Consider the following 13,149-nt stretch of genomic DNA (forward strand, 5'->3'; position numbering starts at 1 on the left):
GCGAGTGCGACTCTACGGCCAATAGGTCTTCCGATGCCGGACATCGGGATTCCGATGGGAGCCGATTGCGGTATTGGCGATTGTCACATCGAGCGGTATCCCGATTCGTTCCGCTCTCCAGAATCCGGGAAAACGGCCTTCCCGACCCCGCCGACCACCGATTATGGACATTCGGTGCACTGCCTGACCCGGGCAGCGGCGCGGCACGGAGCCACGCCGCCGAAGGCACTACCCGGCAGTGCGGCCGGGCCGAGGAAAGCACGCTGAATGCCGAGTGATGTCGTCGATGTGACCGTGGAGCTCTCCGTCCCACGCCGGCCGCTGTGGGAGGTGTTGCTGGAGCCGCACAGTTACCCCCGGCTGTGGACGGGGATCGGTGCCTGCGAACGGGTCGCCGACCCCGACGGGAGCATGGTCTGGCATGTGCGCTTCGGGACCGGGGCGGGCGGTATCCGGCACTGCGGGCTGGCGGTGTCGGTCGGGCGCTGGTACGAGAGCTTCGAGGTGCGCAGCCCGGAGACGGGCAGTTTCGCCCTGATCCGCCTGACCGGCACCGAACAGCGCACCCGCGTCGACGTGACCGTCTTCGCGGCCCCGCGCCTGCATCCGGCCCTCGGCGGGGTGAAGAACGCCGCGATCGGCGACTGGGTCACCGCGGGGTTGCGCCGCGCCGCCGATGTGGTGCGCGGCGCCCGCACCTCGGTGGTCGCCAACGGCGAACGCGCGCCCATGCGGCGCCGGTCGGAGATCGTGCGCTGGTGGGTGAACTCGGGCCTGGTCGCCCCGCCGCTGACCTCGGCGCGGCAGCTGCGTTCGCTGTACCGCTGGGGTTTCAACCTGGCGGGCGGCTATGCCGCGGGCGCCGCGCACAGCCCCGACCAGGTCGCCCTGATCGACGACGTCAGCACCGTCACCTTCGACCAGACCGACAAGCGCACCACCGCGCTGGCCGCGGCCATGTACGAGTCCGGGCTGCGCGCGGGTGACGGGATCGGCCTGCTGGCGGGCAACCACTGCGGCATGGTCGAGACCATGGTCGCCGCGGGCAAACTCGGCGTGGACGTCGCGCTGCTGAACTCCGGCCTGTCGGGGCGGCGCATCGAGGAGATCGTGCAGCGCCACCGCCTGTCGGCGCTGTTCGTCGACTCCGATCTCACCCACCTCGTGCAGTACCTGCACCGGGATCTGCCGCGCTACCTCACCGACGACGTGCCCCCCGGCGCGGGCCACCACAGCATCGAGGACCTGGTCGCCCTGGGACACACCAAGTTTCCCGTGCCGACGGTCGCGGGCCGGTTCATCGTGCTGACCTCGGGCACCTCGGGTTCGCCCAAGGGGGCGCGCCGTCCGCACGCCAAGGGCTTCGACACCCTGGTGGCGTTGCTGTCGCGGATCCCGATCCACGTGGGCAGCACGATGATGATCCCGGCGCCGCTGTTCCACACCTGGGGCCTGTCGGCGTTGCAGTTGAGTACGGCGGTGCGGGGCACGGTCGTGCTGACCCAGGGTTTCGACGCCGAGGACTGCCTGCGCCGCGTGGCCGAACACGGCGTGCACACCCTGATCGTGGTGCCGACCATGGTGCAGCGCATGGTCGACCTGCCCGCCGAGGTTCGCGCCCGCTACGACCTGCGCAGTCTGCGGCACGTGGTGAGTTGCGGGGCGCCGCTGGCCGCGGTCACCGTGGACCGTTTCCTCGACGGCTACGGCGAGATCCTCTACAACCTCTACGGGTCGACGGAGGTGTCCTGGGCGACCGTGGCCGGGCCCGATGACCTGCGTGCCGCGCCGACGACGGCGGGGCGGCCACCGCTGGGTACGCGGATCGCGGTCCTCGACGCCGAGCACCGGCCGGTGCCGGTCGGTGTCGTCGGGCGGATCTTCGTGGCCAACCACATGCTCTTCGACGGTTATGTCAGCGACGCGCCGCCGACGGAGGCCGACGGCATGCTCGACACGGGCGACCTCGGCTACCTCGACGCCGAGGGCAGGCTGTTCGTGGCGGGCCGCGACGACGAGATGATCATCTCCGGCGGCGAGAACGTCTTCCCCCGGCCGGTGGAGGAGGCCCTGGCCTACCTGCCCCAGGTCACCGATGTCGCGGTGGTCGGCGTCCCGGACCGGGAGTTCGGTCAGCGGCTGGCCGCTTTCCTGGTCAAACACGAAGGCTCCGGCCTGGATTCGGACATGGTCCGCAGCTATGTCCGCAACCGGCTCAGCCGGTTCTCCGTGCCGCGCGACGTGACGTTCATGCAGTCGCTGCCGCGCGGGGAGACCGGCAAGATCCTGAAGTGGCAGCTGGTGAACCCGGAGGGCCTCGCGGGCTGAGACCCTCCGGGGCGCGCGCCTATTCGACCGTGACGCTCTTGGCCAGGTTGCGCGGCTTGTCCACGTCCCGGCCCAGCGACAGCGCCGTGTGATAGGCGAGCAGCTGCAGGGGGATGGTCAGCACGATCGGGTCCAGCTCCGGGGCCACCTCGGGCACCCGGATGACCTCGTCGGCCAGCCCGGCGGGCAGCTCGGTGTTGGTGACGGCGATGACCGGGCCGCCGCGCGCCTTGATCTGCTCGATCGTGGCCAGGTTCTTCGACAGCAGCTCGTCGTCGGGCACGAGCACCACGCTGGGCATCTCCGGGTCGATCAGGGCGAGGGGCCCGTGCTTGAGCTCGGAGGCCTGGTACGCCTCGGCGTGGATGTAGCTGACCTCCTTGAGTTTCTGGGCGCCCTCGCGGGCGACCGGCCACATGCGCACCCGGCCGATGAAGAACATGCTGCGCGCCTTGGCGTAGCGGTCGGCGATGTCGGCCACGACGTCCTCGCCGGTGAGTACGCTGTCGATGGCCTCGGGCAGGGCCCGCAGGCCGTCGACGATGCGGCGTCCGTCGGCGGCGGACAGGTCGCGCACCCGTCCCAGCAGCAGGGCCAGCATGGCGAAGGAGACGGTCATGTTGGTCAGCGCCTTGGTGGAGGCCACCGAGACCTCCGGTCCGGCGTGCAGGAACATGCCGGCGCCGCACTGGCGGGCGATGGCGCTGCCCACGGCGTTCACCGCGCCGATGACCCGGCCGCCCTTGCGCTGGAGTTCCTGCACGGCGGCGAGGGTGTCCATGGTTTCGCCGGACTGGCTGATCGCGACGTAGAGCGCGCCCGGGTCGACGACGGGGTTGCGGTAGCGGAACTCCGAGGCGGGTTCGGCGACGGCGGGGATGCGGGCGAGTTCCTCGACCAGCTGCGCGCCGAGCTGCCCGGCGTAGTAGGCCGACCCGCACCCCAGGAACACCACCTTGCTGATGCCGCGCAGCTCGCGGGCGTCCATGCCGAGGCCGCCGAGGTGGGCGGTGGCGAAGCGGTCGTCGAGGCGGCCGCGCAGGGCCCGGCCGACCGCCTCGGCCTGCTCGGCGATCTCCTTGCGCAGAAAGTCCGGGTAGCCGCCGAGGGCGTAGTCCTCGGCGGCCATGGCGATGGTGGTCGGGGTCTTGGTGCTCTCGACCTCCGAGGCCAGGGTGCTGGTGCGGAACTCGCCCGCGCGGACGGTGGCGAGCTCGCCGTCGTCGAGGAAGACCACCCGCTGGGTGTGGTGGACGAGCGCGGCGATGTCGGAGGCGACGAACATCTCGCCGTCGCCGACGCCGAGCACGATGGGGGACCCGTTGCGGGCCACGACCAGCTCGGCCGGGCGGCGCGCGTCGAGGACCAGCAGGCCGTAGGTTCCCTGCACTCGATGCAATGCCGCGCGCACTGCCTGTTCGAGTGAGTCGGTGCCGTCGAGCTCCGCGGCGATCAGGTGCGCGATCGCCTCGGTGTCGGTGTCGGAGACCAGGGTGACGCCCCGGTCGGTCAGCTCGGCGCGCAGCTGTTCGGCGTTCTCGACGATGCCGTTGTGCACGACCGCGATGCGGCCCGACCCGTCGACGTGCGGGTGGGCGTTGACGTCGCTGGGTTCACCGTGGGTGGCCCAGCGGGTGTGCGCGATGCCGGTGGTGCCGCGCAGGGCCGAGGCGTCGGTCCGGTCCCGCAGGTCCTGGACGCGGCCCTGGGTCTTGGTGACCCGTAGCCTGCCCCGGTGTGGCAGGGCGAGGCCCGCCGAGTCGTACCCCCGGTACTCGAGCCGGTGCAGGCCCTCCAGCAGGACCGGCACAGCTTGCCGGTGACCGATGTAGCCGACGATTCCACACATGGTGCGACGGACTCCTCACCCGTAGACGATGCGACGCAGTTGCCGTTCGGTGAATGCCGGCGCCGCCACCGGCCGCGCGGCCAGCTCGCCCGCCAGGCGCTGCCAGATCTCGGCGTTGCGCACCTGCCGGGCCTGCAACTCGGCGTGCCGCCGCCGCACGAACTGCTCGGCGGTCTCGGCGAAGTAGCCGACGACGTCGGCCACCACCCGCGCCGCGACCTGCTCCGGCAGCCCGGTGGAGGCCGCCACATAGCGGACCAGATCGGCGGTCACTCCGTCATTCACCCGACAGATCATGCACGCTCGGCGCGATTTCACCAACATCTGTGCCCGGATTCGGGCAGGGATGGGTCCGAATTGACGGGGGCCCCGTGTCTCAGGAGCGCTGGACCGTCCCGCCCGGACGATCCTGCGCCATCATCTTCTTGACTTTCCCACTGGGAAAGAGGGACGCTTGTTTCCAGATAGGAAAGGGAGGTTCCCATGGAGTACGTAGCTCCTGATCAGGCTCGGGCCGCGCTCGACGCGGTGGAGCGGGCCCGGCGCGGCGTCGACGCCGAAGTCGGCCTGCCACGGGGATATTGGTGGGCGATGGCCGGGGGATGGGTCGTTCTCGGGGCGATCGGGCAGTGGGCCCCGGCCTGGCTGGCCGTCGCGGCGACCGTGCTGTTCGGCGCCGGGCACGCCACCCTCGCCTCCCGGCTGCTCGGCGGACAGCGCCGCACCGGCCGGGCGCTGGTCAGCAGGGCGGTCGCGGGCCGGTGGACCGCGTGGCTGGTGATCGGCATGCTGTGCGGGTTCGTCCTGCTCACCGTCGCGGTGGCGCTCGGGCTGTCGGCAGACGGCGCGCGGCACGCGGCGGTCTGGTCGGCGGTGTTCGTGGCCGCGGTGATCGGATTCGGGGCGCCGGAGATCCTGCGCACCGGCCGCCGCTGGGTGGGCGCGTGAGCGAGGCCCGCTTCGACGAGCTGATCCACCCGAGCACGCGGCTCACGCTCGTCGCCACGCTCGCCGCGGTGGACTGGGCCGAGTTCGCGTTCCTCAAGGAGCGTGTGGGACTGTCGGATTCGGCCCTGTCCAAGCAGCTGGCCACCCTGGAGGAGGCCGGCTACGTCCGCACCGAGCGGCGGCTGTCGGGCACCCGCCACAAGCTGCGGGCCGGGTTGACCGCGCGCGGCCGCACGGCATTCGACGGGCACATCGCGGCCCTGCGCGAGATCGTCGCGGCGGCGGGTGCGCCCGCGGTCCCCGGAGCCGACGGCGGGGGCGCGGCTCGCCCTGCCGCGGAGGGTTTTTGAGGAGGTGTCACAGGGACGGGCCCGGCCGATCGTGGTCTACCGCAACGGGTTGGGTGGTATCACTACCGATCGGTTAGGTTGCCCGCAGCAACGGTGACGCAAACATCGCCGCTGCCGCGCTCGGCCGTTCTCCCCTCCCTTTTTCTCGACAGGACAAAACGTGTTCCGAAGCTGGACCCGTGCCGCTGCCCTGGTGGCGGCACTGCTCGTCACGGGACTCACCGCACCCAGTGCGGTCGGTGACCCGGCCTATCCGACGCCCGACCCGGACCCGTTCTACGCCGCGCCCGCGGAACTGGCGTCCCTGCATCCCGGTGACGTCGTCCGCACCCGGCAGATCGACACGACCATCTTCGGCGGTTCGACCGGCTGGCAGGTGGCGTTCCGGTCCACCAACTCGGTGGGCAAGCCGATCATGGCGACCACCACGGTGATGCTGCCGCCCGGGGTGAGCAAGCCCCCGCTGGTGTCCTACCAGGCGCTGATCAACGCCCTCGGCACGCAGTGCAGCCCCTCGCACTCCCTGTTCAGCGGCGAGCTGCAGGACGGGCCGGGCGCGGTGCTGCCGATCATGCGCGGCTGGGCGGTGTCGCTGCCCGACTACTGGGGCCCGCAGGTCGCCTACGCGGCGGGCCGCCTCGGCGGCATGGTGGTGCTCGACTCGATCCGCGCGGTCCAGAAGGTGCCCGAGCTGGGTCTGGCCGAGTCGCCGGTCGGCATCGCGGGCTATTCCGGCGGCGCGCTGGCCACGTCGTGGGCGGGCGCGTTGCAGCCGACCTACGCGCCGGAGCTGAAGCTGGCCGGCGTGGTCGCCGGCGGCATCCCGGCCGACCTCGAGCAGATGGCCCGCGGCCTCGGCTTCGCCAACCACCCGGGCTTCGGGCTCGCCTTCGCCGCGGCGATGGGCCTGGAACGCGAATACCCCGACCGGCTGCCGATCTCCTCGCAGCTCAACGACGAGGGCCTGTGGTTCCGCGAGTTCACCAAGGACGCCTGCCGCCGCTTCCTGCTGTTCCACGGCGTTCTGCGCAACGCCGAGCAGCTCGCCGCCCGCAAGGACCTCATGGACAGCCCCGAGGCGTTCGCGGTGCTGCGGGAGAACAGCATCCGCTACTCGGACCTGAACCCGACCGCGCCGCACTACTACTGGCAGGGCATCGAGGACTTCCTCACCCCGTACGACAGTGTCGCCGAGACCGTCGGGCGCTACTGCCGTAACAACGTGCCGATCACCTTCGTGCCCTACAACATCTCCGAGCACATGACCGCCGCGGTGATGGGCCTGCCCGCCGCGTGGGAGTACATGGAAGCCCGATTCCGCAACGAGCCGGTGACCAGCACCTGCTGATCCGGCCAGGAAAACGGACCACGGCCCCGGCGCGCGATGCGCGCCGGGGCCGCGCCGTCACCGGGGGCCGGAGACGCGCCCCTGGACCACCCGGAGCACCTGCAGGAACGAGCCGACGAAATCGGCCACGTCGTTCCGGTCCCAGAACTTGCTGTGCTCGGGGTCGGTCAGCAGTCCGATGTCGAGGTCGGTCAGGGTCATGCCGACCACGAGGCTGCGGCCGCGTGTGGCGGCCTGCAGCCGGGGGAGTATCTGCTCGAGCTGGTCGGCGGTGACGGTGATGCCGTCTCCGACGGCGCCGAGTGCGGCCAGGAGGGCGTCGACGCTGTCGAGGAGTTCGGCGAGCCGGTCGCCGGTGGTCGCGGAGTAGTCGCCGAGGGCGGCGGTGGCGGTGGACAGCGTGGCCAGGAGGTCGCCGACGGCCCGATTGTGTTCGGCGACGGCGCCGATCGCCTGCGGCAGCGTGTCGGCGACGCGGCCGAGTTCGGTACGGCGGGCGTCGAGAGTGTCGGCGAGGGTGCCGAATTCGGTGAGGGCGGCGTCGACCCGAGCGCTGTTGGCGTGGAGTTCGCCCACGACGGCGGTGAGCTCGGTGACCAGGTGGGCGAGCTCACCGCCGTGGTCGTCGACGATGTCGCCGAGCTGATCGCCGAGGTGGGCCAGCCGGGCCACGCCACCGCCGTCGAAGAGCAGCGAGACCGACACGAGCAGTTCCTCGACCGTCGCGCCCGCCGAGGTGGCGGCGCGTGCGATGGTGTCCCCGTCGGTCAGCACCCCGGCGGCCGAGGGCCGATGCGGTGGCGTCAGCGCGACGAAGACGTCCCCGAGGGGCGTCGCCTGCCGCAGTGCGGCGCCGGTGCCGTTCGGCAGGGCGATCTCGCCGCGGATCTGCAGGTCGACGATCGCCTCGAACCGGTGCACCCGGATCCCGGACACCACGCCGATGTCGGACCCGCCCAGCTTGACCTTCGCCTGATCGGGGAGGTTGAGCGCGTTCCCGAACACCGCGTGCAGGGTGTAGACGGCCCCGCCCGCCCCCGGCTTCGGTAGGGGTAGATCCGCGACGGTGTAGCCACAGCCCGCGCTCGCCCACAGCACGGCGCCGAGGGCGAGAAGCGGGAAACGGACTTTCGTCGCGGGCGAGCCTGCCATCAACACTCCAGTCGAACGCGCGGGAAGCGGCGGCGCCCAGTGTGGCACTCATGACACTCTTCGAGTGCCAAAACTGCCGTTTCGGTACGGCCGGTATAGTGCGCGGAGTGTCCGCCTTGCCCCTGAGACTCGTGGTCGCCAAGGCGATGGCCGAACCGGAGGTGCCGCTCACCGGCACCGATCATCAGATCCTCGACGCGACACTCGAGCTCTACCAGGCGTACGGCAGCCGCATGTCCATGGACGACATCGCCGTGCGCGCGAAGGTGGGCCGCCGCACCGTCTTCCGCCGTTTCGGGTCCAAGGACGGAGTGGTCGAACAGCTGGTCGTCCGGGAACTCGGCCGCATGCTCCAGTTGCTGCGCGACACCGCCGCGGCCGCCGAGGACCCGGTCACCGGCGCGGTGGAGGTATTCGTGGTGGCGGTGCGGGCGGTCGGCGAGCATCCGGCGCTGGACCGGCTCGCCCGGCACGAACCCCAGGTCATGCTCGACGCGCTGCGCGCCGACGACGCGGCCCTGCTCGATCTCATGGACGGCTTCGTCGCCGACCGCATCCGCTCGGGCCAGCGGCACGGCACGGTCGCGCTGCGCAATCCCGAGCTGATCGCCGAGACCCTGGTGCGGCTGGTGTTCGCGAATCTGCTCATGCCGAGCCGGGCGGCCAACTCCCGCGACGAGAAGGCGCTGCGCATGCTCGCCCGGACCGTCATCACCCCGTTGCTCTCGGTCGCCGACTGACACCGCGTACCTCCCTCGTGGGTCACCGCGGGGTATTGCCGTGCCCGAAGTGCCGGTGATACTGTCCAGACACATGTCCAGCTTGGTGTCCATGCGAAGCGGTTCGCGGGAGCGAACGGACGATGCCGATGGCGGAAGGCGGGGTCTCGAGTGCGAATCGTCGTTGATCTGGATCTGTGCCAGGGGCACGCGGTCTGTCAGACCGAGGCGCCCGGAGTGTTCGCGGTCCCCAAGTACGGAAAAGTCGAGATCCTCGTCGAGAACCCGGGGGCGGCGCAGCGCGCCGCCGTCGCCGACGCGGTGACCTATTGCCCGACACGGGCGCTGTCGATCCTCTCCGGGGAGCCGGACGACGAAGGAGAACAACGATGACCGGGTACACGCGCGCCGAGCTCGACGAGATGGTCGAGCGCTGGCTGGCGGAGAACAAGCGGTGCGAGGAGCTCGGCGACTGGCGTCCGCTGGCCGACATGTACACCGAGGACGCCACCTACGGCTGGAACTACGGGCCCAAGCAGGAATTCATGGCCGTGGGCCGGGAGGAGATCCGGGAGATCGCCGTCGGTCAGGAGATGGACGGCCTCGAGGGCTGGCGCTACCCGTACCAGCACGTCGTGATCGACGAGAGGACCGGCGACGTCGTCGGTTTCTGGAAGCAGACCTCCGACGCCACCCGCGAGGACGGTTCCCACTACACCGTCGAGGGCATCGGCGGCAGCTGGTTCCGCTACGGCGGCAACTTCCAGTGGAACTGGCAGCGCGACTTCTTCGACTTCGGCAACGTCTCGGCGCTGTTCCTCGAGATGCTGACGAACAATGCGATGAGCAAGCCCATGCTGGCCCGCATCGAGCACGCGACCAGGAATCAGCCGTTGCCGGGCTGGTACCCGGTGGGCAAGTCGCCGGTGCCGCTGTGGTGAGCCAGGATTCGTCGTTCGCCGCGCTGACCCGCGAGCAGCTCGCGGTGCTGGTGCCCGAACTGCTGCTGTGCGGTCACCTCATCGACCGTTCCGGCATGCCGCACACCATCGGCGCGTTCGGTCGCGAGGGCATGACCCAGGTGGCCATCGAGGAATGGCAGGTCTCGAGCCCGGTCTACACCCGGCGCATGCAGACCGCCCTCGGCTACGCCGGCGACAGCGTGGAGACCATTTTCAAGGGCTTGCAGCTGGACATCGGCGCGCCGCCGCAGTTCCTGGACTTCCGGTTCCGGGTCGACGATCACGACCACGGCGAGTTCTGGCTCGACCACTGCGGCGCGCTGGCCGACGTGGAACCACTCGGTGACGCGTTCGTGCGGGCCATGTGTCACGACATCGAGGACCCCACCTTCGACGCGACCGCGCTGGCCACCAATCCCCGCGCCCAGGTCCGGCCGATCCACCGGCCGCCGCGGGTGCCCGCGGGCCGGAAGCCGGTCTGCGCGTGGACGGTGATCATCGACGACTCCCATGTGCCCCCGCCGATACCCCGCAACGCCGGGGTGATCGAGGGTTCCGACGCCGCGTCGGTGACGCTGTCGCCGATCGACCCGGCCGACGAAGGTGTCGGCGACTACCGGGGCCCGCTGCTGAGCGACCTGCGCTTCCCCGACTTCTCGCGCTCGGCCCTGATCCGCATCGCCGAAGAGGTGTGCCTGCAGCAGCATCTGCTCGCCGCGGGCTTCCTGCTGGCCGTCCGGGAGCGCGTCGAGCCGGAGCGGGCCGACGAGATCGGGCGCAAGCAGTTCGCGGGCGTGGCGGGGGTATCCTCCGAAAGAATCCGCGCCGCACTGTGTCTCGGCGACGACCCGGAGTCCCTGGCCCGGATCATCGCCCTGCATCCGGCGCTCAATCCGGTGCAGTACGTGAGCCGCGCGATCGAGGTGACCGGCGACGGTGTGCGGGTGACCCTGAACCGCGACTGCGGCGGCGTGCGCGACAGCGTGTGGCCCGCCCTGCTGACCGCGGACCGTCTCGAACCCCTCGAGGCCCTCGTGCGCGGGGTGAACCCGCGCTACGGGTGCCGGGTCGCCGCCGCGGACGAGCGGACCCTGGCGGTCGATGTCGTCCTCGGCGACGAACCCGCGGCCGAGGCCGTGGAGGTGGCCCTGACCCGGATCAGCACCGGCGCGAATTTCGCCTTCGCCGACCGGGGAATCCCGTTGCCGCTCACCGTCGTGTGAGGGCGTGTCCGTCCCGATGCCGAGCCGGACCTGACGCCGCCCGTGCCCTGGCGAGCGCGGCGGCCGGGGTCGGCGGGTGGCGGGTGACCGCTGCCCGCCGACAGTGCTGCTGCTCGCCGCGATACGACGGCAGTGCGCCGCGCATCACCCCTTCGCGCCGCGGACAGGCCGGGCCGGTCCGGAATCCGGCGCCAAGATGGACATCTGTCTGTACAGGTGTCCGGATAACGGTGTAGCGTGACCTGGACAAGACGAAATCTGGTGATGGAGTGTGCTGTGACCGCCGATATGGAGACGCTCGTCCCCTTCGACCCCTACGACTACGCGTTCCACGAGGACCCGTACCCGACCTATGCGCGCCTGCGCGCCGAGGCCCCGGTCTACCGGAACGGGTCGATGGACTTCTGGGCGCTGTCGCGCCACCACGACGTGCGGGCCGCGCTGCGTGACAGCGTGCGCCTGTCGAACAGTTGGGGTGTGTCGATGGACCCGACCTCCTACGGCCCGAATGCCCACCTGGCCATGTCCTTCCTCGCCCTGGACGATCCGAAGCACGCGCGCATCCGCAAACTGGTGTCCAAGGGCTTCACCCCGCGCCGGCTGCTCGAGCTGACCGACCGGATCAGCGATCTGACCCGAGCGCACTGGGACCGGTGCCTGGAGATGGGGCAGTTCGACTACATCCGCGATTTCGCCGGGCTGCTGCCGATGGACGTGGTCTCGGAGCTGCTCGGGGTGCCCGAGGCCGACCGCGCGCACCTGCGCACCCAGTCGGATCTGCTGCTGCACCGCGAGGAGGGGGTTCTCGACGTCCCCTCGGCCGCGATCTACGCCTACGTCGAGCTGACCACCTACTACAAGGCACTGGTCGAGGACCGGCGGCGCAATCCCGGCGACGACCTGGTGTCGGTGCTCATCGACGCCGAGATCCCCGACGACGAGAACGGCGGGGTGACCCGGCTCTCCGAGCAGGAGATCATCGGCTTTCTCGTCCTGATGATCGTGGCGGGCAACGAGACCACCACCAAACTGCTGGGCAACGCCATGTACTGGGGGCACCGGTTCCCCGACGAGGCCGCCAAGGTTCTGGCCGACCCGTCGATCGTGCCGGACTGGACCGAGGAGACCCTGCGTTACGACAACTCGACGCAGCTGCTGGTGCGCCGGGTGCTGGCCGACGTGGCGATCGAGGACCACGTCATCCCCGCCGGAGACCGGGTGCTGCTGCTGCTCGGTTCGGCCAACCGCGACGAGGACGTCTTCGAGGACGCCGCCGCCTACCGCATCGGCCGCGACAGTTCCCAGACGCTGCTGAGTTTCGGGATGGGCGTGCACTTCTGCCTGGGCGCGCACCTGGCCCGCATGGAGGCCAACATCGGTCTGACCGCCATCGCCGAGTCGATCAGCGGCTACGACATCGACACCGCCGCCGCGCAGCGGGTGCATTCGGTCAACGTGCGCGGCTTCGCCGGCCTGCCGATGACGGTGCGGCCCCGATAGCCGTAGCGGCCACAGCCCGCGACCCGGCACCCGATCCGCGGGTGCCGGGCCGTCTGCTATCTGACCGGGACCGCGTTCTGCAGGCCACCGACATCGGTGATGTGCCAATCGGAGTTGCGGTCGATGGTCAGCGAATAGGCGACCGTGGTCAGGGTTCCGGCCGGATTCTGCACGCTGCTCGACGTGACCGTCAGGTAGGCGTTGACCTTGTAGACCCCGCCCGATTCGGAGATCACGCCCGCTGAGAGGGGTGTCGCGGTGGAGGTCCACTGCAGCGGAAGCAGGATCTGCTCGAGCTGGGGGGCGGTGGTGTCGAACTTGGCCGAGAGTTGCGGGGACGTCCCGGTCTTCAGCTCGGCCAGCCAGGCTTTCACGTTGCGGTAGTCGATGGTGGAGGCGCCCAGGGCGTAGTCGGCGGCGATGCGTTCGGCGTGGGCTTCGTCGGCGGCGTGCTGCCGCTGATCGTCCAGGTCGCCGCGGGCGCCGACGTAGAGCACGGCCAGGGTGGCGGTCGCGGCGACCGACACCGCCAGCGCCGCGGCGGTCAGCACGGTCGACAGGCGCAGTGCGACGGTGCGGGGTGCGGTCCGGTCGGAGCGGTTGCCGGACAGCGGTTCCGGCGCCTTCCGAAGTGTGGCGGCCGTCCCCGTCCGCGCGGTGGCCGGTCCGGGGGTCTCGGGGCCATCGGGCGCCTCGGTGTCCGCGGGCGGCGGGCCGGGGTGTTCGGTGGTGTCGGTGCTCATGTCGTCTGTCCTTCCGCCTGGGGGAGG

General features: G+C 70.7%; 13 protein-coding genes. 9 read left to right on the forward strand and 4 right to left on the reverse strand.

Translation table 11 applies throughout. The annotated features are described in order from the left end of the window. The first annotated feature begins 267 nt into the window (after positions 1-267). Positions 268-2,328: an AMP-binding protein gene (locus tag ON36_RS13550; RefSeq protein ID WP_043652233.1), complete on the forward strand. Its 2,061-nt coding sequence runs from the start codon at positions 268-270 to the stop codon at positions 2,326-2,328. Positions 2,329-2,347: 19 nt separating this feature from the next. Here ON36_RS13550 and glmS read toward each other — a convergent pair whose 3' ends face one another. Continuing rightward, positions 2,348-4,177 carry a glutamine--fructose-6-phosphate transaminase (isomerizing) gene (gene glmS / locus ON36_RS13555; protein ID WP_043652236.1) on the reverse strand — a complete coding sequence of 610 codons (1,830 nt, stop codon included), beginning with the start codon at positions 4,175-4,177 and terminating at the stop codon, positions 2,348-2,350. Positions 4,178-4,192: 15 nt separating this feature from the next. Beyond that, positions 4,193-4,462, reverse strand: coding sequence for a hypothetical protein (locus ON36_RS13560; protein WP_245558070.1), 270 nt, complete (start codon positions 4,460-4,462; stop codon positions 4,193-4,195). 198 nt (positions 4,463-4,660) lie between these two features. Between ON36_RS13560 and ON36_RS13565 the strand changes: the two genes are divergently transcribed. The 3 genes from ON36_RS13565 to ON36_RS13575 all read left to right on the forward strand — a co-directional run bounded on the left by ON36_RS13565 (position 4,661) and on the right by ON36_RS13575 (position 6,823). Continuing rightward, the gene (locus ON36_RS13565) at positions 4,661-5,125 is read left to right on the forward strand and encodes a hypothetical protein (RefSeq protein WP_043652240.1); all 465 of its coding nucleotides are present in this window, start codon (positions 4,661-4,663) and stop codon (positions 5,123-5,125) included. Next, positions 5,122-5,475, forward strand: coding sequence for a transcriptional regulator (locus ON36_RS13570; RefSeq protein WP_052313952.1), 354 nt, complete (start codon positions 5,122-5,124; stop codon positions 5,473-5,475). The genes ON36_RS13565 and ON36_RS13570 overlap by 4 nt, the downstream gene beginning before the upstream one ends. A 160-nt stretch (positions 5,476-5,635) precedes the next feature. Next, positions 5,636-6,823 carry a lipase family protein gene (locus ON36_RS13575; RefSeq protein WP_043652241.1) on the forward strand — a complete coding sequence of 396 codons (1,188 nt, stop codon included), beginning with the start codon at positions 5,636-5,638 and terminating at the stop codon, positions 6,821-6,823. Between the two features lie 57 nt (positions 6,824-6,880). Here ON36_RS13575 and ON36_RS13580 read toward each other — a convergent pair whose 3' ends face one another. After that, entirely contained in the window at positions 6,881-7,975 is a 1,095-nt protein-coding gene (locus ON36_RS13580; RefSeq protein ID WP_043652244.1) for an MlaD family protein, read from the reverse strand. A gap of 107 nt (positions 7,976-8,082) precedes the next feature. Here ON36_RS13580 and ON36_RS13585 point away from each other — a divergent pair, with 107 nt between their 5' ends. The 5 genes from ON36_RS13585 (at position 8,083) to ON36_RS13605 (ending at position 12,379) form a co-directional block, all read left to right on the forward strand. Then, on the forward strand, positions 8,083-8,715 hold the full coding sequence (locus ON36_RS13585; RefSeq protein WP_052313954.1) for a TetR/AcrR family transcriptional regulator: 633 nt from the start codon (positions 8,083-8,085) through the stop codon (positions 8,713-8,715). A 150-nt stretch (positions 8,716-8,865) separates the two neighbouring features. Continuing rightward, entirely contained in the window at positions 8,866-9,087 is a 222-nt protein-coding gene (locus tag ON36_RS13590) for a ferredoxin (RefSeq protein WP_043652245.1), read from the forward strand. Continuing rightward, complete coding sequence (locus ON36_RS13595; protein ID WP_043652247.1) at positions 9,084-9,635, forward strand: Cif family virulence factor; 552 nt, start codon at positions 9,084-9,086, stop codon at positions 9,633-9,635. The genes ON36_RS13590 and ON36_RS13595 overlap by 4 nt, the downstream gene beginning before the upstream one ends. Then, the gene (locus tag ON36_RS13600) at positions 9,632-10,879 is read left to right on the forward strand and encodes a hypothetical protein (RefSeq protein WP_043652572.1); all 1,248 of its coding nucleotides are present in this window, start codon (positions 9,632-9,634) and stop codon (positions 10,877-10,879) included. Before ON36_RS13595 ends, ON36_RS13600 begins: the two co-directional genes overlap by 4 nt. Before the next feature lie 264 nt (positions 10,880-11,143). Continuing rightward, complete coding sequence (locus ON36_RS13605) at positions 11,144-12,379, forward strand: cytochrome P450 (RefSeq protein ID WP_043652249.1); 1,236 nt, start codon at positions 11,144-11,146, stop codon at positions 12,377-12,379. 56 nt (positions 12,380-12,435) lie between these two features. Here ON36_RS13605 and ON36_RS36140 read toward each other — a convergent pair whose 3' ends face one another. Next, positions 12,436-13,122: a hypothetical protein gene (locus ON36_RS36140; protein WP_043652252.1), complete on the reverse strand. Its 687-nt coding sequence runs from the start codon at positions 13,120-13,122 to the stop codon at positions 12,436-12,438. Between the last annotated feature and the right edge of the window lie 27 nt (positions 13,123-13,149).

The sequence above is a fragment of the Nocardia thailandica NBRC 100428 genome, from assembly GCF_000308795.1.
In the GTDB taxonomy this organism is placed as follows: domain Bacteria; phylum Actinomycetota; class Actinomycetes; order Mycobacteriales; family Mycobacteriaceae; genus Nocardia; species Nocardia thailandica.